The organism is Candidatus Symbiopectobacterium endolongispinus (assembly GCF_018777385.1).
Classification (GTDB): domain Bacteria; phylum Pseudomonadota; class Gammaproteobacteria; order Enterobacterales; family Enterobacteriaceae; genus Symbiopectobacterium; species Symbiopectobacterium endolongispinus.
Genome location: NZ_JAFJYB010000001.1, coordinates 772,812 through 799,272, shown reverse-complemented (window position 1 = coordinate 799,272; position 26,461 = coordinate 772,812). Strand labels below are relative to the sequence as shown.

The window sequence follows — 26,461 nt, the reverse complement described above, 5'->3', positions numbered from 1 at the left end:
CTTTTGCAAAGCAGATCATTAAAATGCCCTCTTTGCCGTTTCAGGACACTCTTGATTATGACTACCACCACCACGGAACTGCCCCAAACGGAGACGCCAACTGCTGCGCCCCGTAACAGTGGATTGATTTATCGTCTGGAAGACAGACCACCGTTAGCGCAAACGTTGTTTGCCGCCAGCCAGCATCTTCTGGCTATGTTTGTGGCGGTGATTACCCCAGCCCTGCTGATCTGCCAGGCACTCGGTTTGCCCGCGCAGTATACCCAGCACATCATCAGCATGTCGCTGTTTGCTTCCGGCCTGGCGTCCATTCTGCAAATTAAAACCTGGGGTCCGGTAGGATCGGGGTTACTTTCTATTCAGGGCACCAGCTTTAACTTTGTTACCCCGTTAATCATGGGTGGTCTGGCGCTAAAAAATGGCGGTGCCGATGTGCCCACCATGATGGCCGCACTGTTCGGCACTCTGATGGTGGCGTCTTTCACTGAAATCATCCTTTCCCGCTTCCTGCATCTGGCGCGCCGCATCATTACGCCGCTGGTCTCCGGCGTGGTCGTGATGATTATCGGCCTGTCGCTGATTCAGGTGAGATTAACATCGATCGGCGGCGGCTTTACTGCCATGAACGATCACACCTTCGGTGCCCCCAAAAATCTGGCACTGGCCGCTATCGTCCTGCTGGTTATCATCCTGCTGAACCGCCAGCGCAACCCCTACCTGCGCGTCGCCTCTCTGGTGATTGCCATGGCGGTCGGGTATTTTGCCGCCTGGGCGATGGGCATGCTGCCGCAAGACACGTCGGCCACGCACACCTCAGCGATCATGATCCCGACACCGCTCTATTACGGCCTCGGCTTTGACTGGAACCTGCTTATTCCGCTGATGCTGGTGTTTATGGTGACCTCATTGGAAACCATCGGTAATATCACCGCCACCTCCGACGTTTCCGAACAGCCAGTTAGCGGCCCGCTTTACATGAAGCGCCTTAAGGGCGGCGTGTTGGCTAACGGCATGAACTCCTGCCTGTCCGCCATTTTCAACACCTTCCCTAACTCCTGCTTCGGCCAGAACAACGGCGTTATTCAGCTTACCGGCGTTGCCAGCCGCTACGTGGGTTTTGTGGTTGCACTGATGCTGATCGTGCTGGGCCTGTTCCCGGCAGTCAGCGGCTTTGTGCAGCACATCCCTGAACCGGTACTGGGCGGCGCGACCATCGTGATGTTCGGTACCATTGCAGCCTCTGGCGTGCGTATTGTCTCGCGCGAGCCGCTTAACCGCCGCGCCATCATGATCATTGCACTGTCGCTGGCTGTCGGCCTGGGCGTATCACAGCAGCCATTGATTCTGCAATTCGCACCGGATTGGCTGAAAACCCTGCTTTCCTCCGGCATTGCCGCTGGGGGTATTACCGCGATTGTTCTTAATCTTGTCTTACCGCACGAAGAAAAATAAAACCAGGCAGAGGCAATAGCGTCCAACTTGGGTATGATAAAACGGCCAGTGTGGAAACACTGGCCGTTTTTTATTGTCTGTAACCACGGTTAAGTATTGAGACGCAGGAAGAATTGCGGCATAACACAAGTACTCACGATGACAAGGCATGGACTGATACGATGAAATTTCTCGGGAAACTACTGCTCACCTTGCTGTTGCTAGCCCTGTTGGCACTGGTCATCATTTACGTTGTGTTGCAAACCCACTGGGCCGCAAACCGCGTCACTTCTTGGGTAAATGACAATACTGACTACCAGTTAACGCTGGGAAAAATCGAGCATAACTGGTCAGAAACCGACCATATCGTGTTCAGCGATGTCACCTTTGGCGTCAAAGGGCAGCCGTTGACCCTGGCGGCACGTAAAATATCCTTTGGTTTAAGCGCACGCCAACTGACAGAACCGAGCCACTTTGCCAGCCTGGAACTGGAAGGTACATTAAATCTGCTGCCTGGCAACAGCATTGCCGTTCCGTTCATGGCCGATGTGCTGCAATTGAGCACCATGGCGCTGCAATCGCAAGACGGTGATTGGTCGCTGAACGGGCAGCAAATTAACGGTGGCATCACCCCCTGGCAGCCAGAACAGGGGCATCTGCTCGGCACGCAGGGTAATTTTCAACTCAGCGCTCGCTCGCTGCGCCTCAATGACGTTCCCGCCAGCCAGGTGCTGATTCAGGGTGAGATCAACAACAACCAGCTCACGTTAACCAATTTTGGTGCAGACGTTGCGGGCGGTCAGTTAACTGGTAATGCCCGACGTGCAGAAGATGGCAGTTGGCAGGTGGATAACCTGCGCCTGAGCAATGTGCGTTTACAAACAACAAAATCGCTGGAAGATTTCTGGCAGCCGGTGGCCGAACTGCCTTCGGTAGCGGTTTCCCGCTTCGATATGGTGGATGCACGCATTGAAGGGCCCGGCTGGGCGTTTAGCGATCTCGACGTCACGTTGCAAAATATCACCTTCCGCCAGCACAGTTGGGAAAGCGACGACGGCACGCTGTCGTTTAATGCCAGCGACATCGTCAACGGAAGCATGCACCTGATTGACCCTATTGTTAACCTTGCCGTTTCGCCGCAAGGGGTGGCTATCAAACAGTTTACAACCCGCTGGGAAGGCGGTTTGATGCGCACCGATGGCATGTGGACGCGCAATAACCACCGTCTGACCTTGAATGAAGTCGTGGTCGCTGGGATGGAGTATACCCTGCCCATGGACTGGCGTGAGCGCTGGCAGAAGACATTACCGGACTGGCTGAGCGATGTTGGGGTGAAGAAGTTCCGCGCTAACCGCAACCTGCTCATCGACATCAACCCGGATTTCCCGTTCCAGCTCACCGCGCTGGGTGGCTACGGCAATAATCTGTTGCTGGCGCGTCAGCAACAGTGGGGCGTTTGGCAGGGCACACTGAACCTGAACGCCAGCAATGCCACCTTCAACAAACTCGATGTGCGCCGCCCTTCTCTCGCGCTAAACGCCGGCGATGCGCAAATAGCCATTACCGAACTGAGTGCATTTACGCAACGTGGTCTGCTTGAGGCGCAGGCCACTATTGAGCAGCAGCCAGGCCGCGCATTCACACTGTCACTAAACGGGCGTTCAGTGCCGATGGATACCTTGACACACTGGGGCTGGCAAGCGTCTGAAACCCTTCCCAGCACCGACAGCAATCTGCAACTGCGTTTAACGGGAAATCTGGCCGCCAACACGCCGCTTAAACCGACGCTGAACGGTCTGTTACAGGGGACCACCAGCGATGGCACCGGCGTAAGGCAGCAGATTCAACACGGTGAAGTGAGCAGCGCGCACTAATGACCGTACAGCTACCCGGCTTCCGAGCCGCCTTGTTCCAAGGGATCGGCAGGCTGCGCGGGTAGCACGATATACACGCCTTCAAACACCGCACCGGCCTTATCATCGCCAAACAGCTCAACGTTCAGTTGCACGCGCGCTTTAAGCCCGCGCGCCAGACGCGTAAGGTTGCCGCTCAGCGAGCCTAGATCGGCCACCGCGCTGGGGCGGCCGGTAATCGGCGAGCTGTAACGGATATGCGCATCGGCCAGAATTATGGTGCCCCCCAGATGCCGTTCACGCAGCAATAACCAAATCAGTCCCCATCCAGTCAGCGTCGCCAATGAAAACAGGCTACCGGCAAACAGCGTATGGTGCGGATTCTGGTTGCCCGTTTCCGGCATGGTGGTGATAATTTTTTGCCCAGTGTATTGGTTGATTCGCACGCCCATTTTTTCACTGAGCGGGATATGGTCATACCAGGCTTGCTGCAACTGTGCGCACCAATCAGGGCGATGCAGGATATCATACAGTGAAGCAATGGGTTTGGTCATCAGATAATGACGCACGGGGGTGGTTTGCGGTGCGCTGATCTCCCCTTGCAGGGAAAAGCCCAGCTTGGTAAAGAACGCCACGGCATCTTCCCGCGCGCTGCATACCACGCGCTTGACGCCTTCCTGACGCGCGACGGACTCCAGCGTCATCGCTACCAGTGTGCCCAGCCCTTTGCACCGCACGCTGGGATGCACCGCCATAAAGCGAATGGCGGCTTCGTTATCGGCATTAATGGAGAGGCGTCCAATAGCCACCAACCGCCCTTGCTCATCCACCACGGTCTGATGGTGCGCCAGCGCGTCATAGGCATCCCGTTCCGACCCTAATGGCTGGTGTAATGGCTTACGCAGCATCTCCCAGCGGAATTGGTAGTAGGCGTTCATCTCTTCAGCGGTTTCAGGCACTCTCAGGTGATACATTGCCTCCTCCTCCTTCCGATTGGCGGTGTTGCATATCGGTGACAACGGGCGCGCTGCCGCGCACGGCATCGTCACACCTGAAGCCAGAACGTGACTGGCCCGTCGTTAACCAAGTCAACCTGCATATCTGCCGCGAAGCGGCCGGTTTGCGTGTGGGTGCCTCGTTCACGGCACTGGGTGGCAAAACATTGATACAGCCTGTCCGCCTCGGCAGGTTCTGCGCCGCGGGAAAAGCTGGGCCGCATGCCTTTTTGCGTATCCGCCGCCAGCGTGAACTGCGATACCACCAACACGCTGCCCCCGGTTTGCTGCACGTTAAGGTTCATCTTGCCCTGCTCATCGCTGAAAATGTGATAGCCGAGCACGCGCTCACACAGGCGCGCCGCCTTACGTTCATCATCCCCTTGCTCGACGCCTAACAGCACCAACAATCCGCCTGCGATCTCCCCCACAATGGCATTGTCCACCGTCACACTGGCGCGGGTAACACGCTGAATTAACAACGCAATCATAAACGACAACCACTCCTGAACCGCTGTTCTTTTAATCGATTTATTATCAAAAATGCCAACCGTTTTTATCACAGCTTACTCGCGTTAGCGACGGTATTGTGTGCAGGGGAAATGGGATGTTCTGCAAAAAACTGTGGCACCGTATCGCGATCGGTCACCAAAATGCTGCGAATCCCCAACGCTTGCGTAGTGGCAATATTCTGCTCGTTATCATCGAAGAAGATCGTTTGCGCCGGGGTTGCCTGCTCTTGCGTCAGCACATACTGATAAATTCTCGCCTCCGGTTTACGCATCCCGATATCGTGTGACAGATAGAGATAATCAGCGGCCTCGGCCACTTCTGGAAACAGAGCGGGCCAATGCGCGCAGTGCAGGCGATTGGTGTTAGACAAAATCACGGCGCGATGTCCTTGCTGGCGCAGTTGCTGCATCACATCCAGTACCTCAGGACGCAGCGCAACAAAAATGGCCTGCCAGCCCGCCGTAAACTGCTCGTAGCTCAGCAGCATGCTCATTTCCTGACTCAGTCGGGCACCAAATTCTTCATCGCTGATCTCACCGCGCTCATGCAGTTCAAAGGCTTCATCCATGGTAAAGCGCTCTTTCAGCGTAGCGAGTGGCACACCGCTCAGCTTACTCCACACGCCCAACACACGGTTGAAATCGATATCAATGACAACGTTACCCAAATCAAAGATATAAAGCATTTCGCCCTCCAGACGCCATGGTTTTTTTTCACTGTAGCGGGAAACATGGCGGCTAAACAGGGAGGAACATAACTAAAACGTATACGAAATACTCACGGCGGGCAGGCGGGATTGGAAAAAGGCAGGGCGCCTGAAAGCGCCCTGGAACGGTTTTGTAAAGAGCGGCGGATTAGCCCTCTTTCGGCCCGCGGTTGGCGCGACGGCGATCGTTTTCGGTCAGGTGACGTTTACGCAGACGAATAGACAGCGGAGTCACTTCAACCAATTCATCGTCATCGATAAATTCCAACGCTTGCTCCAGCGACATTTTCACCGCTGGCACCAGCACGGTGGCTTCATCAGTACCGGAAGCACGCATGTTGGTCAGTTTTTTACCCGTCAGGCAGTTAACCGTCAGGTCATTGGAGCGGGTGTGAATACCGATGATCTGGCCTTCATACACTTCTGCACCGTGGCCCAGGAACAATTTGCCGCGTTCCTGCAAGCTGAACAGCGCATAGGCTACCGCTTTACCCTGACCGTTAGAGATCAGCACACCGTTCTGACGCTGGCCGATATCGCCCGGACGCAAATCGTCGTAGTGGCTGAAGGTGGAGTACAGCAGGCCAGTACCGGAGGTCATGGTCATAAAGTCGGTACGGAAACCAATCAAACCACGGCTTGGAATGATGTAATCCAGACGTACACGGCCTTTACCGTCCTGGTTCATGTCACGCATTTCGCCTTTACGCAGGCCCAGCGCTTCCATGACGGAACCCTGATGCTGATCTTCGATATCAACGGTAACTTGTTCGAACGGTTCCTGACGGCGATCATCGATGTCACGGAAGATAACTTTCGGGCGAGAAACCGCCAGTTCGAAACCTTCACGACGCATGTTTTCGATCAGCACTGACAGGTGCAGTTCGCCACGACCAGACACACGGAAGGTATCCGGGTCTTCGGTTTCTTCTACGCGCAGAGCAACGTTGTGTACCAGCTCTTTCTTCAGACGATCCAGAATCTGACGAGAGGTCACGAACTTGCCTTCTTTACCGCAGAACGGCGAGGTGTTAACCCCGAAAGACATGGTAACGGTCGGCTCATCCACCGACAGCGGCGGCAGAGCTTCAACGTTAGCGGTATCACAGATGGTGTCGGAGATGTTCAGTTCACCCAGACCGGTGATAGCGATGATATCGCCCGCTTCTGCGACGCTAGATTCGATACGTTGCAAACCCAAATGGCCCAACACCTGACCCACTTTACCGTTACGGCGTTTACCTTCCGCATCGATAATCGTCACTTGCTGGTTCGGGTTAACTCGACCGCGTTTGATACGGCCGATACCGATAACACCCACATAGCTGTTGTAGTCCAGCTGGGAGATTTGCATTTGCAGCGGACCGTCCAGATCGACGTTCGGCGCTTCAACGTGTTTGACGATCGCTTCGAGCAGCGGCGTCATGTCTTCCGCCATCTCTTCGTGATCCAAACCGGCGATACCCATCAACGCAGACGCGTAAACGATAGGGAAATCCAGTTGCTCGTCGGTAGCACCCAGGTTGACGAACAGATCGAACACCTGATCGACGACCCAGTCAGGGCGCGCGCCCTGACGGTCAACTTTGTTGATGACCACGATCGGTTTCAGGCCATAGGCAAAAGCTTTTTGGGTAACGAAACGGGTCTGGGGCATCGGGCCGTCCATTGCGTCTACCAGCAGCAGCACTGAATCGACCATAGACATTACACGCTCCACTTCACCACCGAAATCGGCGTGTCCTGGGGTGTCAACGATATTGATACGGTAATCTCTCCAGTTAATGGCGGTGTTTTTCGCCAGAATGGTGATACCGCGTTCTTTTTCCAGATCGTTGGAGTCCATAACGCGCTCAGTGGCGTCATTTCGTTCACCCAATGTTCCAGATTGTTGTAGTAGCTTGTCAACCAGGGTAGTTTTCCCATGGTCAACGTGCGCAATAATAGCAATGTTACGCAAATTCTCGATCACAGCTTTGCCTCAGGCATTTAGAAATAGCGCGCTATTGTACACGGATTAAGCGAGGGACCAAACAAGATCACACTCCTAAGCGATAAACAACCCAGGGGTGCTTGCTTTGTGATCCCTTTCACGGTGCAACGGCGCAGAGAAAGTAAACAAACGCACATAAACAGTGCACTATTTTGGTGATTATGAACCATAATAGTGCAACGAACGCTAATGGTGCAGGCACTGCCTTCAATGAAAGCCTGAAAACAACGCCTCCCAACCCCATGCGTAGAGTTGGCATGATTTTAGCTTAAACCCTATTACGGTAACAAACATCATTCCATAACGATATTCGTTCCACGACAATAAATGACAAATCGGGAGATCCAAGTATGTCCGCAGAACATGTTTTGACGATGCTGAATGAGCACGAAGTTAAATTCGTCGACTTACGCTTTACCGATACCAAGGGTAAAGAGCAGCACGTCACCATTCCAGCTCACCAGGTTAGCGCTGACTTCTTCGAAGAAGGCAAAATGTTCGACGGCTCCTCCATTGGTGGCTGGAAAGGTATCAACGAATCCGACATGGTGCTGATGCCTGACGCAATCACCGCTGTACTGGACCCGTTCTATGAAGACACGACGCTGATCATTCGTTGTGACATTCTGGAACCGAACACCATGCAAGGTTACGATCGCGACCCGCGCTCCATCGCGAAACGCGCTGAAGAGTACCTGCGCTCCACCGGTATCGCGGATACCGTTCTGTTTGGACCAGAGCCTGAATTCTTCCTGTTTGACGACATTCGTTTCGGCAGCAGCATCTCCGGCTCTCACGTTGCTATCGATGACATCGAAGGTGCCTGGAACTCCGGCACCAAATACGAAGGCGGCAACAAAGGCCACCGTCCGGCAGTGAAAGGCGGTTACTTCCCGGTTCCACCGGTTGACTCCGCACAAGACATCCGTTCTCAGATGTGCCAGGTAATGGAACAAATGGGTCTGGTTATTGAAGCTCACCACCACGAAGTGGCAACGGCTGGTCAGAACGAAGTGGCAACCCGCTTCAACACCATGACCAAAAAAGCGGACGAAATTCAGATCTACAAATACGTTGTTCACAACGTAGCGCAAGCTTACGGCAAAACGGCCACCTTTATGCCGAAACCGATGTTCGGTGACAACGGCTCTGGCATGCACTGCCATATGTCCCTGTCCAAAGGCGGCACCAACAAATTCTCCGGCGACAAATACGCTGGCCTGTCTGAAGAAGCGCTGTTCTACATCGGCGGTGTCATCAAACATGCTAAAGCGATCAACGCCCTGTCCAACCCGACCACCAACTCTTACAAGCGTCTGGTCCCGGGTTATGAAGCTCCGGTAATGCTGGCGTACTCCGCACGTAACCGTTCTGCTTCTATCCGTATCCCGTTCGTTTCCAGCCCGAAAGCTGCACGTATCGAAGTGCGCTTCCCAGACCCGGCGGCTAACCCGTACCTGTGCTTCGCCGCACTGCTGATGGCTGGCCTGGATGGTATCAAGAACAAGATCCACCCTGGCGATGCCATGGACAAAAACCTGTACGATCTGCCGCCGGAAGAAGCGAATGAAATCCCACAGGTTGCAGGCTCTCTGGAAGAAGCACTGAACGCGCTGGACGCTGACCGTGCATTCCTGACGGCGGGCGGCGTGTTCACTGACGACGCTATCGATGCTTACATCGGTCTGCGCCGTGAAGAGAACGATCGCGTTCGCATGACGCCGCACCCGGTTGAGTTCGAACTGTACTACAGCGTTTAATCAACGACTGCGTACTCATGATTTACCTCGGCGTGGTGGGCGTGCTGAACCCTGCCATGACCGAGCATCAACAGAATTATAAGAAGTTTGTTTTTGTTGCCGTGGAAACTTTTCAGCCCATCTTCGGATGGGCTTTTTTCACCACCGGCCTTATTTCTTTATCATCAATATTGGCCGTTGCGACGTAACATCCATCATCTAAACTACAATGCACCGCGAGGGTGCAGGAGTCTGCGTTATGGCAACAGGCACGCTGCCCGATGCTGGGCAGATCCTCAATTCTTTGATCAATAGTATTTTATTGCTGGATAACGACCTGGCAATCCACTATTCTAATCCGGCTGCCCAGCAGTTGCTGGCGCAAAGCGCTGCCCGACCCCGCGCTGACGGAATACACTAAAGTGATCATTGAGTAGGCCGATCGCCTGCGCAATCTGGTGGATAGGCTATTAGGGCCGCAGCAGCCGGGTTTACACGTAACACAAAGTATTCATCAGGTCGTTGAGCGCGTCTGCAAGTTGGTCTCGTTAGAAAAACCTGACAACGTGATGCTGGTGAAAGATTACGATCCCAGCCTGCCAGAGCTGACCCATGACCCAGACCAGATTGAACAAGTGCTGCTAAACATTACCCGCAATGCGCTCCAGGCGCTGGGTAAAGAAGGCGGCACCATTACGCTGCGCACGCGCACCGCTTTTCAACTCACGCTGCACGGCGTGCGCTATCGCTTGGCGGCGCGTATTGATATCGAAGACGATGGCCCTGGCGTCCCTGCACAGTTGCAAGACACGCTGTTTTACCCAATGGTAGGCGGTCGCGAAGGCGACACTGGGCTGGGATTATCGATCGCGCGCAACTTGATCGATCAGCATTCGGGAAAAATTGAATTTAACAGTTGCCAGGCCATACCGAATTCTCGGTTTACCTGCCCATTCGCCAGTGAGGTTCACGATGCAACGAGGGATAGTCTGGATTGTCGATGACGATAGCTCCATCCGTTGGGTGCTGGAGCGCGCGCTCACTGGGGCGGGGTTGACCTGTGCCACCTTTGATAACGGAAATCAGGCGCTGCACGCGATGGCAACCCAAACGCCAGATGTACTGCTGTCCGATATTCGCATGCCGGGCATGGACGGTCTGGCGCTGCTTCAACAGATCAAACAGCGTCATCCGATGCTGCCAGTGATTATTATGACCGCGCACTCCGATCTGGATGCTGCGGTAAGCACTTACCAACAGGGTGCATTTGATTACCTGCCAAAACCGTTTGATATCGATGAAGCTGTCGCTTTGGTTGAGCGTGCGATCAGTCACTATCTGGAACAGCAGCAGCCGGTCCGCGCGCAACCGCTCAATGGCCCCACCACCGATATCATTGGTGAAGCGCCGGCCATGCAGGATGTGTTTCGCATTATTGGCCGGCTCTCCCGTTCATCTATCAGCGTGCTGATCAACGGGGAATCGGGAACCGGTAAAGAGCTGGTGGCACATGCGCTGCATCGCCACAGTCCGCGCGCCAAAGCACCGTTTATCGCCTTGAATATGGCGGCCATCCCCAAGGATCTGATCGAGTCAGAGCTGTTTGGTCACGAAAAAGGGGCGTTTACCGGCGCGAATCAGATTCGCCAGGGATGTTTTGAACAGGCCGATGGCGGCACCCTGTTTCTGGATGAAATCGGCGATATGCCTCTGGATGTGCAAACGCGGCTGTTGCGCGTATTGGCTGACGGGCAGTTCTACCGCGTCGGTGGCTATGCAGCGGTGAAAGTGGATGTGCGTATCATCGCCGCAACCCACCAAAATCTGGAGCTACGGGTTCAGGAAGGCAAATTTCGCGAAGACCTGTTTCACCGTCTCAATGTGATTCGCGTCCATCTGCCTCCACTGCGTGAACGGCGCGAAGATATTCAGCGGCTGGCACGCTACTTCTTGCAGGCAACCGCCAAAGAGCTGGGAGTGGAACCCAAAAATCTGCACCCGGAAACGGAAACGGCGTTAACGCGCTTGCCCTGGCAGGGCAACGTGCGTCAGTTGGAGAACACCTGCCGCTGGCTGACCGTTATGGCCGCGGGGCAAGAGGTGTTGATTCAGGATCTGCCGCCAGAGCTGTTTGAAACCACGGCACCCGACGCCACGGTGCACATGCTACCAGACAGTTGGGCAACCCTGCTGGCGCAATGGGCCGATCGGGCGCTGCGTTCCGGTCATCAAAACCTGCTCTCGGAAGCGCAACCGGAGATGGAAAGAACGCTGCTCACTACCGCGTTACGCCATACGCAGGGTCATAAGCAAGAGGCTGCTCGCCTGTTGGGATGGGGACGTAACACCATGACGCGCAAGCTCAAAGAGCTGGGAATGGAATAGCTGCATGGTTTTACTTTTTGAATTGTTTGACGTTATATCGCGTAAAAAATAACGCTGAGGGGAACGAGACCACTGGGTGAGCGGCAGGACGCCGCGAACGTCAGTGGGCTCGGGCTCCGAAGGCACCGCGTAGCAGCGTTATTTCCCGCGGAAAGCCAGGGCGATTGAGCGCCCTGTGTCGGGCGCGTGCGATGTACGATGTAAATAACCGCTTGGGTTAACGCGCACGAAACATTCACGGTACCAACAAAAAGACTCGGCCTAAATTTGTGGAGTCCCCCCACAGATAACGCGCATTTCGCCAAAATGAGCCCCCCAGCCAACACCCAGAACGATGACAAGCGTGACTCTTACGCTCCGTTTACCGTGCCCTCATAGGTATCGCTTGAAATTACAAGCCAGCGCACAAAATTGTCGATATTTTGTTCTTTACATAAAATAGGCCGGCAGTATGATCGTGTCGCTGATTCAGGAGAAAGTACCATGCTAGATTTATTTATTTCTGCGGCGACACACGGCGCTGAGCTTGGCGTAGCGGCGGGTCACTCACCGCAAACCGCCATTGCTGCGATTCTGTGCGCTGCATTGATCAATTTCTTTATTTAGGCCTGACCGACATGCCATCGGGCTGATGTCCTATATCACAATAACATCCCCCATCATCTCGATGATGACGTTGTTTAACTATAAAACGTTTTAACCAGAAAACGCCCCGCTAACCTCGGGGCGTTTTTTTTTGCTCTTCCTTGAATCAATGTGCCCCACCGGGGCGTGGTGCTGGATAATCTTTATCCAGTTGAATCAGTTGCGCGTAGTCACTGTTCCACAACTGGGCGTACAACGCATCAATACGCGCAGCCATCGCCGGGCTTTGCATCACAATCTCCAGATTGCGCGAGTTATCAAGGTAACCACCGCTCCAGTTACTGGTACCCACCCAGGCTTTTTGCTCATCAATGGTCATGATCTTGCTGTGAATCACGCGGGCAAAGGGGATGAACCCACTGCTTGCCTCAGGCAATGTCACGATTTTCACCTCAACGTTCGGCAGCACCGCCAAACTTTTCAGATAAGCAATGTTCGGCTTTTTGGTGCTCCAGTTCGCCACCATTAACTCCACCTTCACCACACGTGCTGCTGCGCTGCGTAACGCATTATCTATCAACGCATAATAGGGACGAGTACGGTTCGGACCATATGAGAGCGGCGCATAGTCCATTACCTGAATGCGCACGCGGGTTTTCGCTTGCGCCAGTAAGCGTGGCAATTCCGTTTCAGAATCCAGCACGCCCGATGGGTTGAACGCTTTGGGGCTGGCAACCAGATAGTTATTCGGGCGCGAATCATCCTGCTCAGCAGTCTGCATAACTGGCTTGACGGCGATACCTTGCGCCAGTGCTTGCTGCGCCTGCCAGTCCTGCTCAAACACCGCATTGAGCTGTTTACCACGCTGGGGTCGTCAATAAGCAACCCGGTTTCGTGAATATGCTCGAGTGAACGCCAGTCAAAATTTTGGCTGCCGACGTAGGCACGTTTGCCATCCACCAGCAGGTATTTCGCATGCAGAATCCAGCCGGTCAGCTTACCGTAAGGAATGACCCGCAGTTCCAGATTGGGAATCGCCTTCAACTGCGCCAACGTTTCCGGCGTTGACAGTGCAATGCCCTTCTCTTCTAACAAAAAACGAATTCTTACACCGCGCTCTCCCGCGCTGCGCAGATGTTGCAACACGTTATCAAGCCGCGAGCCGCTCTGATTGGCAACGTAGAACTCCCCCAACGACAGGCTATGCTGCGCTTCATCGAACAGCACACTCCAAACAGCATCCGGCGCACGCAGATCCGGGGCCTGTAACGCGGTTTCTACTGGCGCGGTATACACCAACTCATAACCGGGGATGCTGAAATCCGCCAGCGCCGAAGGGGGTAACCAAACACAGCCCGAGCCCGACACCCACTGCCGTCCAGCGCGTTTAATAGCCCACACGCTACGCATAGCGCTTTACTCCATTTTCCTGCGCCGCCGCAGGCTTGACTGGCTGGCGGGTATGCGGCATTCTGGCACGCAGCAACAGCACTTTCAACACTTCATTGATGTGCTCCATGCGGCTTTGCAGGAAATTGTTTCCCAGCAGGCACATCAGCGCGATGGCAATCCCCAGCCCCGTGGCGTACAGTGCTGTCCCCATATCCCGGAGGAAACCTGACTTGGGTCAGAAATCCCAGCAGCCGAGAGTGCCTTAAAGGTTTCGATAATGCCCATAATGGTGCCCAGCAGCGGCGCTGCGGTGACAATGGTTTCTAGCAGTCACAATCCTCGCGTCATGTACGGTTTACTTTGCAGATATTGGGTATCAATCAGATCGTTGAGCTCATCACGGTCTCGATCTACCGCCTGCGGCAACAGCGGAGCAATCATCGTTGCCGGCAGGCTGTTGCGCTGGCTGAGCTCAGCAGGGAGATCGTGAATATGGCGAATGTCGGCGGTCAACGCACGGAGCAAGCGCATGGTCTGACGGCGTGTATAAGCAAAGAACAGTCCACGTTCAATAATGATGATCAGTGCCGCCACCAGCGAGGCATACATCACGTAGAAAATAATATCGTGCAGATCGTTTGCGTTCATAATGGTCTGATTTTCCTTCGGTGCGTGTCACGCCCTTGCTGACGCGTAACGGTAATAAGCAATTCCCCTGTGGGTAAACTCCGCCAGGGGATATCAGGTTTGTGAGTGATTAGAAGGTGGCGTCCAGCAACACGCTAAAGGTGCGCTCTTCACCCACGTTGTAATAAGGCGTGCTGGCTCGAACGCCATTGTGCACAGCGGCGTTGAATACCACTGTACGTGCGGAATCCAGATATTCCTTATCGAACACGTTGTTAACGTTGAAACGCAGCGTGGCACTTTTGATGATCTTCTTGTCTACCGGCAAGTGAATGCCGGCATTGAGATCGACCACGGTACGCCCGCCAATTTTCTCATCGTTGGTCATGTCACCGTAAAATGCGCCGGTATAACAGCCATTGATGCCTGCGTAGTAGCGGCTATCGTCATAACCTACGCCCAGATTAAGCATGTTCTTCGGCGTGTTGGCGGAACGTTTGCCGGTGGTTGGCAGCGTGAAGCCGTTGGTGACGATATCGTCTCTCTGCTTGGTATCGGTATAGGTGTAAGAGGCAAAGTAATTTAAGTTATGCGGCAGTTTTCAGCTCAGCTCAGCTCAGTTCTGGCTTGGTGTTGATGGAATCACCCAGGTTATAGAGCACGTAGTTAGGTGGCATGCGCATATTGCGCGTCAGTCTATAAAACACCTGATTTTCTGGGTTAATTTTGTACGCCGTACTAAAGCTCGGCAGAAACTCTTTATAGGTGCGCGCCTTTTTCGCCTCCACAGAACTCAAACTGCCCAGATCGTGCCCGTCACGTTTCACGTGCTGCCAGGCCAGACCGCCAGTGAGCGTCCAGTCGGGGGAGACAAACCAGGTATCCTGCAACCAGAATTTATGCACTGGTGTCACGGTGAACTGGTTGCGCCCCTGAATCACTTTGCCGTTGGCATCTTTCACTAAGTGCGAACTGTTGGGTTTGCCGGAAAGATCGATCGGGTTACCGTCTTCTTTAATACCGATATAGGGCTGCGTCTGACGTTGGCGTGCGCGTTCAAACCAGTAACCTATATCCAGACTGTGCTGGTCATTGACATCCCATTTCAGGGTGTTGGTGATGCCCGGACGCCAGGTTTCTGTCCAAGAAGGGCGATAGTAAGTATTGCTGCTCAGGTTACTGAGATCATAACTGCCAGATTTATCGTTGGTAGTGGAAGAAAGCGTATAGGCCGATTGACCGCTGAAACTGCCGCCGTTGCCCCAGTAGTAATAGGGTTGCAGCGTCAGCGACAGGTTATCGCGCAGTTGCAGTTTCTGCGTGAAGGTGAGGTTCAGACTTTCAAACGGGTTGCGGTTAATCTTGTAGTAACGTGAGAACTGTCCACGGCTGTTATATTCTGGCGTGGTCGGGTAATCGACGTAGCGTCCCTGATTCAGGAAGGTGCTTTTGCTCAGCGTATTGTAGTTATTCATGTCCTGCTTGTTGTACTTAACCAGCAGGTTGCTGCTGTTGCCATTGTCATCTTCATACAGGCCGTTCCATTCCAGCTTGTTGGAACGGGTGGCTCCTTTGGCACGCCACTTATCGGCATCGGTATAGGAGTAGGAGTAGGAGTAGGAGTAGGAGTAGGAGTAGGATAACCAACTACTGAAGCCGTCATGCAGCCAGGTTTCCAAACGAATCAGTGACTTGCTCAGGTTATTGCTACCAAAGGTCTGTTTGATGAATCCGCCAAACTCTTTGGCTGGGCGTTTCGTCACCAGACCGATATTGCCGCCTCTGGAGCCGATATGCGGACCATTCATCTCTGAAGAACCCTGGGTCACAAAAATCTGCTCAAGGTTTTCCGCATCGCCCAACTGGTTGGCATACACGTTATAGCTGCCCGAATCGTTCATCGGGATGCCATCAACCGAAAGACCGATCTGGTCATTGCTCATACCGCGCATGGTGTAATCGATACCGCTCAGGCCGGTAGAGTCATTACTGCTGACATTCAGGCCGGCGGTGTATTTCAACTTATCGATGGCGTTACCGGTAGCAGGCATCTTATCCATCGCTTCTTTGGTTACCGTCGAGCGAGATTTCGCACTCTCTTCCTGAATCATCATCCCCTCACCCAACGGCGCACCTTTTACCTGAATGGAGCCGATGTCTGTTGCATCGTTTGCCAGCACGGTTCCCGACCACAACGCGGCCGCGACGGAGAGAGATATCCTTGAAACTGTGAATAATTTCATTGTGTTAATTACCCTGATTCAATGTTGTGTATAGGCGCTCACTGCGCTTGATAGTGGAATGTGGCTAAAAAACGTTTGGTGTTTTGCCCGGCAAACGCCTCTGCCGGAAAGGGCCTGACCTGCGTGATGCTCTGTAACGTGCTGGTTGCCGCTCGGTTGAGCAGCATGCTGGCGGCTTTCTGATTAATGCCGCTGTTAAGCACGCGGCCGTTGCGATCGACCTCCAGCCAGATTTCGACGTTTCCTTCCGGGCGCTCCAATGACGCTTGACGCCCCGTTGGATAGCGCTTCAACTGCTCAATCTGGCCACGCAACGCCTGGATATAGCTGTTTTCCAACGCCTGAACGTTCACTTTCGGCGGCGCAGGCGTGGGCACGTCAGCGGCTTTTACCACGGCAGCTTTTACGGACGTGGTAACAGGCGCGGGGCGCGGTGCTGGAGCAGGCTTTGGCTTGGGCACCAGTTTGGGCTCGGGTTTGAGCTCCGACTTCGGTTCGGCTTTCGGTGGCAGTGCCTCAACGATCGGTTCTGGCGTCTCAACAGGCTCCGGCTCTGGCAACGTTTCCTCGGGGGGGCATTTCCGGTTCTGGGGGAATCACCGCTTCGGGCGGCGCAGGCGGTGTGACAGCTCCATGACACTGTCGTCATACTGGGGCTGAACGTTGAGCGCGCTTTGCTGTGTCATCACCATCAGACATGCAGCCACTACGGGCAGCGGCAACCAGCTGATGGCATGACGTGAACGATAAAGCCAATACATGTCACTGCTTCCGCGTTGCGATTGAAACCGAGGTAAACCAACCTTGACGCAGGGTATCCATCACCGTGACCAGACGCTCAACCGCCACCTACTTATCGCTGTTGACGATAATGGTGGTGATCTCTCCAGCCTGTTGCTGCTGTTTTAAGGTGCTGACCAAATCGGTAATCAGGATGGGTGAACCGTCCAGTTGCAGTTGGCCTTGTTCACCTAGAGTGACGATGGCTTTTTTCTGCGGTTTTAGCTGTTGGGCGCTGCTGGCAGAGGGAAGTTGGGTTTTCAGACACGTGGCAGGAAGGACGTTGATACTGATCAGGACGAAAAACACCAGTAAAAACATCATGACGTCGATCATTGGGATCAACTCAATATGGGCTTTGTTTCTTTTTGGTTCGTTCCAGTTTCTCATTTTCTCTCTTCCCGTCGTTGGCGTCTGGCGATGACACGCAAGGATGATTGGGTCCCCAAAGATGGCAGCCACCACGGAATGGTTAGCTGCCAAAGCAAAGCGGCCACTATAGAGAGTGCATATTTAAATTTGTTTACACTTATTTGATTATTTTTTCATTGCGGGTGGTTTTTTGGTGTAATTTTCTCAATATCACATTGATTTGATACTTTTCTTACAGATGAGAGGCATGTCTGAAAGGGGAACGTTTATTTTCCCAAAGCGCTGCTGAACTTTATCCTGTGGGGCGGTTGAATCAGTTGAAAACTAAGGAATCATGAAGGGGCGAGAGAGGCGTAGAAATAAAAAACGAATAGCAATACATTAACTTTTTGACAGTTTAGGAGTTTTTTACATTTTCTTAATACCGTCTTATCTCTTGTATATATTACGAATACAAATATTACGCAGCGTAGCCATCCCTTAATTATCTAACAGCTCAAGCATAATTATTATAAAAAACCAAACAACATTATTTTTTTAGAGTAAAACTCGAAGTGAAAAAGATAAAAATGAAAGAGGGGAGTAAGTAGCTATCCCTTCTCGACTTATTCTTATTAATGATTTTAGTAGGTATGAAAAATTAAAAAAACTATTATTGCTCAGTCCCGGCATGCTACTGGAAAAGCTTCACTGATGTTACCGAACTTAATCATTTTATACATTGATACAGGTGACATTATGTTTAATATTTACAGCGTTAATTACTTATCCCTAAGCAATGGAAACACTTAGGATTTATTTACTTTACGTAAAAACATATTTAAAGATCGTCTACAATGGGACGTGAGTTGTTTTGATGGGAAAGAGTTTGATAAATTTGACAATGAGAAAACAGATTATATATTTGGCATGAAAAATGGCGTTATCATCTGTGGCACAAGTATTATAGATGTCAAACACCATAATATGCTGAATGATACGTTTTCGTCTTTCTTTAAAGAAGTAAACTTGCCAGAAGGAAAGTTCATTGAATCAACCCGTTTTTTGTGGACAAAGATAGGGTTAGTTCACTTCTTGGTAACAGGCCCTCTATTACTCTGGCCTTATTTCTTTCATTGATTAACTATGCCCAACGTCACCATTATGACGGCATATTGGCTGTTGCAAGTCACCCAATGATGAGCATCATCCGAAAATCAGGCTGGAATGTTACAGTACTGGAAACCGGGGTTTCTGAGAAAGATGAACCCGTCTACCTGCTACTGGGTCATATCGATCTCATGAGTCAGAAAGAACTAAAAGACAGAATATTACGCAAGGACAACATTCAGTTTGAAAACGTACTAAACTAATGGCCACTGTCTTTTATAGCTGAGTAATCATTACTTAACCGGTTGAATCAGACGAAGCTCTACGCCAAGACGCACAGCATGCCGGGCATTGGCGACACCCATTTTTTAACAATATTTAACATATGGAACTTAACGGTACGCACTTTTATGCCAAGAATAATCCCCATTTCTTGGTATGTCTTACCGACACTAGTCCAGTAGAGAATTTCTCTTTCCCTTTTAGTAAGTTGCTTAGCTTTATTGGAATCCTCAGTTTTTTTCGGAGAATGATGTTAATGTCAGGTACGTTTCGTGTACCGCTGCCAACAACATTGAGATATCTCCTTTATTCTGCAAAAGCGTTTGCATTATTATTGTATTGCGTTCAGAAGGGATAATAAAAGATAAGGTCACAAGATTATTGTTATAGTCATGCAAGACAAATGTATAACCATCAACTACCTCATATTCACTGGCCTGATTGAAAAGTTCTGCAAAGTCATACCCTGAATGGGCCATCAGTTTTTCATTCCAAGGAAAAGGGGTTAACCTTTTTAGCGCAGTAATTACCACTGGATCCGTGTACTGAAGCCCATTTTCTCGGTAATGTTTGACCCATTCATCTGGATAGTTTGTTACACCAAAGATACATGACATATCTTTTTTAGATAAGACCACGTATGCCCACGTAAATGTCTCAAGGGTGTTTAACGTTGCTTCAAGCTGTTTTTTATAACCTCATCAACATCACACTCACTTTTCATTAACATATCAACATCCTTGTAAGTGCGAATAGTATACCTTCAATAATATATCGCATATGGGAAAGTATGACCGCCTTCGTATCAGTTTGGGTACAGGTATAAGATACAGCAAGTAAACTGTACTTATGGTCAGATTATTTTTCCAGTTATTTGTATTATTCTATTAGTGATAGTGAGGTATTTATCACTGACAGTTACTAAAAGACCCCGAACACAAAGGGTTAGAAAACCGATAGTTAAACACCAGGGAATACACATACTCAGTATAAATATTAAATTGAGGGTGTTCAGACTCCAGTCTCATAAGCATGCCACTGTTATTATTCTACCAGTCAAAATACATCGCCAGCATCCCCTTCTACAACGGGAGAGCAACGCGCTGATTTTCCCACCACCTAGTCCGTGAAATAAAGGTAGAAAACCTAATAAACTCATATAGGTGAGTGGTAAAATGAGTGCAAAATTTAAAAACTCACAATTTTTTTGACATTCTACAACGCTGTACACGGCATAATCGGTAATTGTCGCTAATGTACCGTCAAATCACACGTGAGAACTGCTGGGTCCGTGCTTTAGCACGTAGATAACTGTCAAAGCACATGCAGATATTGCGAATCAACAAGCGGCCTTTCGGTGTTACCACGATCCCCGTAGGGTGCAATTCAGCCAGGCCATCCAGCACCAACGGTGCCAGCAGGCGCAAATCTTCCGCGAAGTAGAGGCGGCAATCGATGCCATAGTCCGCTTCAATCGCTGCGTAATCCAGACGGAAATTACAGATAAGACTTTTGATCACATCACGACGGATGCAGTCATCGTGCGTCAAGCGCAAGCCGCGCCACAACGCATTGCCCTGTTCCCCCACCTTTTCGTAGTAGGTTTTCAGCACCTTTTCATTTTGCGCGTAGCTGTCGCCAATCATGCTGATCGCCGACACCCCCATGCCCAGCAGGTCAGTGTCACCTTGCGTGGTGTAACCCTGAAAATTACGGTGCAATTTACCGGCACGTTGTGCCAGCGCCAGCTCATCGTCTGGGCGAGCAAAGTGATCCATGCCGATAAACTGATAGCCCGAGTGGGTGAGCGTGGTAATGGTTTGGCGCAGAATCTCCAGCTTTTGCGCGGGGCTCGGTAAATCCGCATCTTTGATTTTACGCTGGGCAGCAAACAGCGTCGGCAAATGGGCGTAATTGAATACGCTGAGCCGGTGCTGACTTAACTCAGCAACGCGTTGCAAGGTAAACGCAAAGCTTTCCGGCGTCTGTTTCGGCAAACCGTAAATAAGGTCTATATTGGTGGGGGTAAAGCCAAGCGCTCTGGCACGTTCAATTAGCGCAAAGATAAATGTCTCATCCTGCTCACGATTCACCAGACGTTGCACTTCCTTGTTGAAATCCTGCACGCCCACGCTCAGGCGATTAAAGCCTTCCGCACGCAGGTGATCGAGGATATTCAGCTCGATTTCACGTGGATCGACCTCGAGCGAGATTTTCGCCTCATCTGCAAACTGGAAATTCTCGCGCAGCAGCGCCATCAGTCGGCTGATTTGATCTTTGTTGAGATAGGTCGGCGTGCCGCCGCCCCAGTGCAGTTGCGTGACGATGCGCCCGGCAAACAGCTGCGCGCGCTGGCGAATCTCCACGGCCAGCACATCAAGATATTCTTCTGCTTTGTGCTGCTGGCGCGTAACCAGCTTGTTGCAACCGCAGAAATAGCACAGGCGATGACAAAACGGGATATGGACATAAAGCGACAGCGGCCGATCAGGGTAACGCGCTATCGCCTGGCGGAATGCCGTATCATCATACTGTTCATTAAACTCGAGCGCCGTGGGATACGAGGTGTAACGCGGCCCGGAATAGTTGTATTTTTGAATCAGGGCTAAATCCCAATCGACGTGTTGATCTTGCATGCTGTTACTCCTTCCGCTTGTATTTCCCGGCAGCGCTTTTCAGCGGCAGCTTACGCTGTCCTGTCCCGAACACGGTGCGCTGTAGTCGCGTTTTACGCCGGGAAAGCAGCCACAGTTTAACCAACAGGCACAGCAGATAACAGACAACCAACACCAATATGAGAGACAGTAGCCCTTTCATCTATCAGAATACGTCTTTCGGGTTATTACGTTTGAGGAACTGCATCATGTCTTCCTGCTGCGCTTCCTCTTCCTCATCATCCATTTCGATGCCCAGCTCATCCATCAGGGCATTGATACGATCTAGCGTGCTGTCCACCCATTTCTGCTCATCTTTACTCAGCGTTTAGCCGTTATCCAGACGTTCCAGCAGTGCATCGAGGCGATCGTCATTTTCCAGCGGAGCCAGCTCCTGCTCAGGGGTTAGCCGTGTTTCAACCAGCGTGTCTGATTTAGCCGGTACGGCCGCTTTCGCGGGCTTTGCGCTTTTTGGCGTGTCATCACTGACGATCAGCGCGACCGGTTTTTTGCTCCCAATACGAGGATCGCGTATCTTGCTCTGGCCAGATTTGCCCGCCTCCACTGTCTCAGGATGCGCGCGACTGCCCGCAGCATGACCACTGTGTTTTTTCTGACGTTTACGCTCCCAGCCTTCGCTGTTAAGCTCGGCGCGCGTCTTTTTCTTGGCTTTCGATGTCGACGCCTTCGCGCCTGGGGCTTTGGTGCCCGAATTTTTCACCGGCTGTTTCATAACAACACACTCAGGTAAACAGAAGACAATTGCGGCGGAATCTAGCAGAAAGGCCAGCAATAAAAAATGGTTGGTGCGGCTAACTGGGCGAATTCGCCTTGTGCGCTACACGCTGCGACCGATAACCCCGCGTTTCGGGTCAGTTATAGGTATAATAGACCCAAAACCCCCTATCCAGACAGAGATAACCATTGTGACCGAACAACAGAACCCAAACGTGACGCATAACTACAATGTGACGCATTTTGTCACCAGCGCGCCCGATATTCGTCACCTGCCTGCCGATAGCGGTATTGAAGTGGCGTTTGCCGGACGCTCGAACGTGGGAAAATCCAGCGCGCTTAACACGCTGACCAACCAAAAAAGCCTGGTGCGCACCAGTAAAACACCGGGACGAACCCAGCTTATCAACCTGTTTGAAGTCACAGACGGCGTGCGTCTGGTTGACCTTCCCGGTTATGGCTATGCCGAAGTTCCGGAAGAGATGAAGCGGAAATGGCAGAAAGCACTGGGGGAATATCTGCAAAAACGTGCCTGTCTGCAAGGACTGGTGGTGTTGATGGATATCCGTCATCCGCTGAAAGATCTCGATCAGCAAATGATTGAATGGGCCGTGGATGTGGATCTGCCAGTGCTCATTCTGCTCACCAAATCCGATAAACTGGCTTCCGGTGCGCGCAAAGCGCAACTGAATGCTGTGCGTGAAGCCGTGCTCGCGTTTGGCGGAGATATTCAGGTCGAAGCCTTCTCCTCCTTGAAAAAAGAAGGGGTGGATAAACTGCGTCAGAAACTCGATCTGTGGTTCAACCCCCGTCCTTCAGTGCAAGACGACGGCGATAATTAAGATTAACTGCCGCGATCGTTAGCGATCTTGCGGCGTTTTTCTGACTCGTGCCCAATAAAAAACGCCCCAGTCACCGAAGCGGCTAATAGCCAAATCCGATTACGTGAAGTAAAAGGTCTGAAAGATAGAACATCTTACCTCCGTACCCCCACGTCGTTAACTCTACCATATTTTTTCGCCAGAACAAAGGTTTTTTTTGTTTAGTTTCATAAAAAATGGCTATGGGTCACACAAAGTCGAGCAAGTCACCCAATCCTGTAGTTTAATTACAGAAATGAATAACGTAATGCACATTAAACGTTCAGTTGCAACATCCTGTTTTTCTGTACATTAATGCGCCTCATCCCAGTTTTTACCTTCGCCCACATCCACACGTAACGGAACGCTTAGCGACATACAACCTTCCATCAGGGTAGCGATCTTTTGTTTTGCCGCATCCAGCACCGACTCATGTACTTCAAACACCAGTTCATCGTGTACCTGCATGATCATGTTCACCTGCGGCTGTTCTTGCTGTAGCCAACTATCGATCGCAATCATCGCTTTCTTGATGATATCGGCGGCAGTGCCCTGCATCGGGGCGTTAATGGCGGCACGTTCCGCCGCCTTGCGGCTCATCGCATTGTGTGAGTGGATATCCGGCAAATAGAGACGGCGCCCATCCAGCGTCTGCACGTACCCTTTCTCGGCAGCTTCCTGACGGGTTCTTTCCATGTAGTCCTGCACTCCAGGATAGCGCTCGAAATAGAGGTTCATATAGCGCTGCGACTCGGAGCGGGGGATACCCAACTGACGTGACAGACCGAAAGCACTCATGCCATAAATCAAACCAAAGTTGATGGCTTTGGCGCTGCGGCGCTGCTCTCCGGTGACGCTCTCCAGCGGCAAGCCAAAGACTTCTTCAGCGGTGGCGCGGTGAATGTCCAGCCCTTCAGCAAACGCGTTGAGCAACCCAGCGTCACCGGAAAGGTGCGCCATAATACGCAGTTCGATCTGAGAGTAGTCTGCCGCCACGATGCGATAGCCTTCAGGGGCAATAAACGCCTGACGAATGCGTCGCCCTTCATCGTTGCGTACCGGGATGTTTTGTAGATTGGGATCGCTGGAGGAAAGACGCCCGGTCGCCGTGACCGCCTGATGGTATGACGTGTGCACCCGCTGGGTCAGCGGATTGATCATCAGCGGCAGCTTGTCGGTGTAAGTCGATTTCAGTTTCGCCAACCCACGATATTCCAGAATGCGTTTAGGCAGCGGATAGTCATGCGCCAGCTCTTCCAACACTTCTTCATTGGTGGAAGGGGCACCTTTCGGCGTTTTCTTTAGCACCGGCAGCTTTAGCTTATCGTATAAGATCCCCTGCAACTGCTTAGTGGAGGCAAGGTTAAACGCTTCACCGGCCAGTTCATGCACTTCGGTTTCAAGCTCAGCCAGACGTGTAGTCAGTTCCTGAGAATGCTGCGCCAAAATGCCCGCATCAATCAGCACCCCCTGACGCTCAATGCGTGACAGCACCGGCACCAACGGCATATCGATATCACGGAACACCTTCACTAGTTCCCCTTGCTGTTGCAACTTTTCCCACAGGGTTTGATGCAAATGCAAAGTGACATCCGCATCTTCTGCGGCATAGGTGCTGGCCTGTTCAACAGGAATCTGATTAAAGGTAAGCTGGTTCTTGCCTTTACCCGCAATCTCTTCAAACGAAATGGTTTTATGTTGCAGATAGCGTTCGGCCAGGCTGTCCATATAATGACGGCCTGCCACGCTGTTTAACACGTAAGACTCCACCATGGTGTCATACGCAATACCACGTAGCTCAATGTCATAACGTTTCATCACGCCTTGATCGAACTTCAGGTTCTGCCCAATTTTGCGCAGCGCGCTGTCTTCCAGCAGGGGTTTAAGCAATTCCAGTGCACGAGTTCTGTCGATTTGCTCCGGCGCATCCAGATAATCATGCGCCAGCGGCAGATACGCCGCTTCACCCGGCGTCACAGCAAACGACATACCAATTAGATTGGCGCTCAGCGTATCCAAGCCGTCCGTTTCTGTATCAAACGCAAACTCTCCTGCCTTTTGGAGACTGGCAACCCACGACAGTAAGGTATCCTCATCCTGAATAGTGATATAGCCTTCACGGCTCAAGGCAACAGTTGCTTCAGCTGGCGACTGTGGCTGCGCTTGTGCCGCAGGCGTTGGCTGCGGAACCGCAGATTGCCCCTTGCGACCTTGCATCCAGGTGCCGCTTTCCACATCGGCCATCCAGCGTTTGAAATCATAGCGCTTAAACAACCCGTGCAGCGCATCCACATCTGGTTCATTCACCGTCAGCTCAGTGCAGGTCAGCTCCAATTCGACGTCAGTTTTGATGGTCGCCAGTTGATAAGAGAGGTATGCCGCTTCTTTATGCTGTTCCAGCTTTTGCGCCATGGTCTTTGCGCCGCGAAAGGACAGCGTGGCGATTTTATCCAGATTACTGTACAGGGTATCTAATCCCGCCACCCCCCGGAGTAACGCCTGAGCCATTTTTTCACCGACGCCAGGCACACCCGGAATGTTATCCGATGCATCCCCCATCAGGGCCAGAAAATCGATAATCAGCTCCGGCGGAATACCGTATTTGTCGCAGACTTCCTGCGGCCCAAGCACCGTATTGTTCATGGTGTTGATAAGCGTGATCGTCGGTGACACCAGTTGCGCCATATCTTTATCACCGGTGCTGATCAGTACCGGTGTACCCGTACTTTCCGCCTGACGCGCCAGCGTACCGATCACGTCATCCGCTTCCACACCGCTTACAGCCAACAAAGGCAACCCCATGGCACGCAACATCGCGTGCAGCGGCTCAATCTGCGCACGCAGATCGTCTGGCATCGGTGGGCGATGCGCCTTGTAGTTTTCGAACAGTTCGTCGCGGAACGTTTTTCCTTTGGCATCAAACACCACAGCGACATGGCTGGGAGAGAACCGAAGCAACAGGCTGCGCATCATATTCAGCACGCCATACATGGCACCTGTCGGCTCACCTGCGTTATTCGTCAAAGGAGGGAATGCGTGGTAGGCACGGTATAAATACGACGAGCCATCGACCAAAATTAACGGGTTTTGCGGAATCTGCACCATGTTCTGTCATGACCTATGTCGTCCATCATGGCGCTAAGCATGCCATAGCTCACAGCAAGAGACGAACGTTAACGCACAGAAAACCGCAAATCTGCCACATGCAAAGCAAATGCCTTGTGGAT

At 52.0% G+C, this 26,461-nt stretch carries 17 protein-coding genes and 8 pseudogenes; 9 read left to right on the top strand and 16 right to left on the bottom strand.

Translation table 11 applies throughout. The features are described from left to right. Nucleotides 1-57 precede the first annotated feature (57 nt). Both JZM30_RS04070 and JZM30_RS04065 read left to right on the top strand, forming a co-directional pair. Entirely contained in the window at nt 58-1,452 is a 1,395-nt protein-coding gene (locus JZM30_RS04070; RefSeq protein ID WP_252317656.1) for a nucleobase:cation symporter-2 family protein, read from the top strand. Between the two features lie 161 nt (nt 1,453-1,613). Beyond that, nucleotides 1,614-3,305, top strand: a complete 1,692-nt coding sequence (locus JZM30_RS04065) for an AsmA family protein (protein WP_252317654.1) — start codon at nt 1,614-1,616, stop codon at nt 3,303-3,305. Nucleotides 3,306-3,316: 11 nt separating this feature from the next. Here the strand turns inward: JZM30_RS04065 and fabY are convergent, their stop codons facing one another. From fabY to typA, 4 genes are all read right to left on the bottom strand, one after another. Further along, a complete protein-coding gene (gene fabY / locus JZM30_RS04060; protein ID WP_252317653.1) occupies nt 3,317-4,258 on the bottom strand; it encodes a fatty acid biosynthesis protein FabY in 942 nt (313 codons plus the stop codon). Between the two features lie 71 nt (nt 4,259-4,329). After that, complete coding sequence (gene dtd, locus JZM30_RS04055; RefSeq protein WP_252317652.1) at nt 4,330-4,770, bottom strand: D-aminoacyl-tRNA deacylase; 441 nt, start codon at nt 4,768-4,770, stop codon at nt 4,330-4,332. Between the two features lie 68 nt (nt 4,771-4,838). After that, nucleotides 4,839-5,477, bottom strand: coding sequence for a glucose-1-phosphatase (yihX, locus tag JZM30_RS04050; RefSeq protein WP_252317651.1), 639 nt, complete (start codon nt 5,475-5,477; stop codon nt 4,839-4,841). Between the two features lie 169 nt (nt 5,478-5,646). After that, nucleotides 5,647-7,470: a ribosome-dependent GTPase TypA gene (typA, locus tag JZM30_RS04045; protein WP_252317650.1), complete on the bottom strand. Its 1,824-nt coding sequence runs from the start codon at nt 7,468-7,470 to the stop codon at nt 5,647-5,649. A gap of 371 nt (nt 7,471-7,841) precedes the next feature. On the opposite strand from typA, the gene glnA reads away from it, so the two are divergent. From glnA to JZM30_RS04020, 5 genes and pseudogenes are all read left to right on the top strand, one after another. Next, nucleotides 7,842-9,251 carry a glutamate--ammonia ligase gene (gene glnA, locus JZM30_RS04040; protein ID WP_252317649.1) on the top strand — a complete coding sequence of 470 codons (1,410 nt, stop codon included), beginning with the start codon at nt 7,842-7,844 and terminating at the stop codon, nt 9,249-9,251. A gap of 17 nt (nt 9,252-9,268) precedes the next feature. Continuing rightward, the gene (locus JZM30_RS04035) at nt 9,269-9,439 is read left to right on the top strand and encodes a hypothetical protein (RefSeq protein ID WP_252317648.1); all 171 of its coding nucleotides are present in this window, start codon (nt 9,269-9,271) and stop codon (nt 9,437-9,439) included. Between the two features lie 50 nt (nt 9,440-9,489). Beyond that, a pseudogene (gene glnL / locus JZM30_RS04030) lies at nt 9,490-10,194 on the top strand (nitrogen regulation protein NR(II)). 8 nt (nt 10,195-10,202) lie between these two features. Next, entirely contained in the window at nt 10,203-11,615 is a 1,413-nt protein-coding gene (glnG, locus tag JZM30_RS04025) for a nitrogen regulation protein NR(I) (protein WP_252317647.1), read from the top strand. 483 nt (nt 11,616-12,098) lie between these two features. Next, on the top strand, nt 12,099-12,221 hold the full coding sequence (locus tag JZM30_RS04020) for a YshB family small membrane protein (protein ID WP_252317645.1): 123 nt from the start codon (nt 12,099-12,101) through the stop codon (nt 12,219-12,221). A gap of 145 nt (nt 12,222-12,366) precedes the next feature. Here the strand turns inward: JZM30_RS04020 and JZM30_RS04015 are convergent. The 5 pseudogenes from JZM30_RS04015 to JZM30_RS03990 all read right to left on the bottom strand — a co-directional run bounded on the left by JZM30_RS04015 (nt 12,367) and on the right by JZM30_RS03990 (nt 17,632). Beyond that, a pseudogene (locus tag JZM30_RS04015) lies at nt 12,367-13,610 on the bottom strand (phospholipase D-like domain-containing protein). Further along, nucleotides 13,603-14,240: pseudogene (locus JZM30_RS04010) on the bottom strand (MotA/TolQ/ExbB proton channel family protein). The pseudogenes JZM30_RS04015 and JZM30_RS04010 overlap by 8 nt, the downstream one beginning before the upstream one ends. A gap of 109 nt (nt 14,241-14,349) precedes the next feature. Beyond that, a pseudogene (locus JZM30_RS04000) lies at nt 14,350-16,462 on the bottom strand (TonB-dependent receptor). 38 nt (nt 16,463-16,500) lie between these two features. Continuing rightward, nucleotides 16,501-17,223: pseudogene (locus JZM30_RS03995) on the bottom strand (energy transducer TonB family protein). Between the two features lies 1 nt (nt 17,224). Beyond that, nucleotides 17,225-17,632: pseudogene (locus JZM30_RS03990) on the bottom strand (ExbD/TolR family protein). Between the two features lie 825 nt (nt 17,633-18,457). Between JZM30_RS03990 and JZM30_RS24280 the strand changes: the two are divergent. Then, nucleotides 18,458-18,966, top strand: a pseudogene (locus tag JZM30_RS24280) (acyl-homoserine-lactone synthase). Nucleotides 18,967-19,025: 59 nt separating this feature from the next. On the opposite strand, the gene JZM30_RS03975 reads toward JZM30_RS24280, so the two are convergent. The 5 genes and pseudogenes from JZM30_RS03975 to yihI form a co-directional block, all read right to left on the bottom strand. Next, on the bottom strand, nt 19,026-19,172 hold the full coding sequence (locus JZM30_RS03975; protein ID WP_252317991.1) for a LuxR C-terminal-related transcriptional regulator: 147 nt from the start codon (nt 19,170-19,172) through the stop codon (nt 19,026-19,028). 43 nt (nt 19,173-19,215) lie between these two features. Continuing rightward, nucleotides 19,216-19,623: an autoinducer binding domain-containing protein gene (locus JZM30_RS03970; protein WP_252317637.1), complete on the bottom strand. Its 408-nt coding sequence runs from the start codon at nt 19,621-19,623 to the stop codon at nt 19,216-19,218. 624 nt (nt 19,624-20,247) lie between these two features. Further along, a complete protein-coding gene (gene hemN, locus JZM30_RS03965) occupies nt 20,248-21,621 on the bottom strand; it encodes an oxygen-independent coproporphyrinogen III oxidase (protein ID WP_252317636.1) in 1,374 nt (457 codons plus the stop codon). A 4-nt stretch (nt 21,622-21,625) separates the two neighbouring features. Further along, nucleotides 21,626-21,802, bottom strand: coding sequence for a hypothetical protein (locus JZM30_RS03960; RefSeq protein ID WP_252317634.1), 177 nt, complete (start codon nt 21,800-21,802; stop codon nt 21,626-21,628). Between the two features lie 3 nt (nt 21,803-21,805). Next, nucleotides 21,806-22,372 (bottom strand): annotated as a pseudogene (gene yihI, locus JZM30_RS03955) (Der GTPase-activating protein YihI). A 193-nt stretch (nt 22,373-22,565) separates the two neighbouring features. On the opposite strand from yihI, the gene yihA reads away from it, so the two are divergent. Further along, nucleotides 22,566-23,216 carry a ribosome biogenesis GTP-binding protein YihA/YsxC gene (gene yihA / locus JZM30_RS03950; protein WP_438801463.1) on the top strand — a complete coding sequence of 217 codons (651 nt, stop codon included), beginning with the start codon at nt 22,566-22,568 and terminating at the stop codon, nt 23,214-23,216. Between the two features lie 82 nt (nt 23,217-23,298). Here the strand turns inward: yihA and spfP are convergent, their stop codons facing one another. Beyond that, nucleotides 23,299-23,349 (bottom strand): small protein SpfP, encoded by a 51-nt coding sequence (spfP, locus tag JZM30_RS24580; protein WP_438801470.1) that lies wholly within the window; start codon nt 23,347-23,349, stop codon nt 23,299-23,301. A 197-nt stretch (nt 23,350-23,546) separates the two neighbouring features. Beyond that, nucleotides 23,547-26,339: a DNA polymerase I gene (polA, locus tag JZM30_RS03945; RefSeq protein WP_252317633.1), complete on the bottom strand. Its 2,793-nt coding sequence runs from the start codon at nt 26,337-26,339 to the stop codon at nt 23,547-23,549. Between the last annotated feature and the right edge of the window lie 122 nt (nt 26,340-26,461).

What these genes read in the sequence shown, in the direction of transcription:
- hemN (WP_252317636.1), bottom strand. Translation starts at nt 21,621, where the DNA reads ATGCAAGATCAACACGTCGATTGGGATTTAGCCCTGATTCAAAAATAC.
- JZM30_RS04020 (WP_252317645.1), top strand. Translation starts at nt 12,099, where the DNA reads ATGCTAGATTTATTTATTTCTGCGGCGACACACGGCGCTGAGCTTGGC.
- fabY (WP_252317653.1), bottom strand. Translation starts at nt 4,258, where the DNA reads ATGTATCACCTGAGAGTGCCTGAAACCGCTGAAGAGATGAACGCCTAC.
- glnA (WP_252317649.1), top strand. Translation starts at nt 7,842, where the DNA reads ATGTCCGCAGAACATGTTTTGACGATGCTGAATGAGCACGAAGTTAAA.
- JZM30_RS04070 (WP_252317656.1), top strand. Translation starts at nt 58, where the DNA reads ATGACTACCACCACCACGGAACTGCCCCAAACGGAGACGCCAACTGCT.
- JZM30_RS04035 (WP_252317648.1), top strand. Translation starts at nt 9,269, where the DNA reads ATGATTTACCTCGGCGTGGTGGGCGTGCTGAACCCTGCCATGACCGAG.
- dtd (WP_252317652.1), bottom strand. Translation starts at nt 4,770, where the DNA reads ATGATTGCGTTGTTAATTCAGCGTGTTACCCGCGCCAGTGTGACGGTG.
- JZM30_RS03960 (WP_252317634.1), bottom strand. Translation starts at nt 21,802, where the DNA reads ATGAAAGGGCTACTGTCTCTCATATTGGTGTTGGTTGTCTGTTATCTG.
- glnG (WP_252317647.1), top strand. Translation starts at nt 10,203, where the DNA reads ATGCAACGAGGGATAGTCTGGATTGTCGATGACGATAGCTCCATCCGT.
- yihX (WP_252317651.1), bottom strand. Translation starts at nt 5,477, where the DNA reads ATGCTTTATATCTTTGATTTGGGTAACGTTGTCATTGATATCGATTTC.
- polA (WP_252317633.1), bottom strand. Translation starts at nt 26,339, where the DNA reads ATGGTGCAGATTCCGCAAAACCCGTTAATTTTGGTCGATGGCTCGTCG.
- JZM30_RS04065 (WP_252317654.1), top strand. Translation starts at nt 1,614, where the DNA reads ATGAAATTTCTCGGGAAACTACTGCTCACCTTGCTGTTGCTAGCCCTG.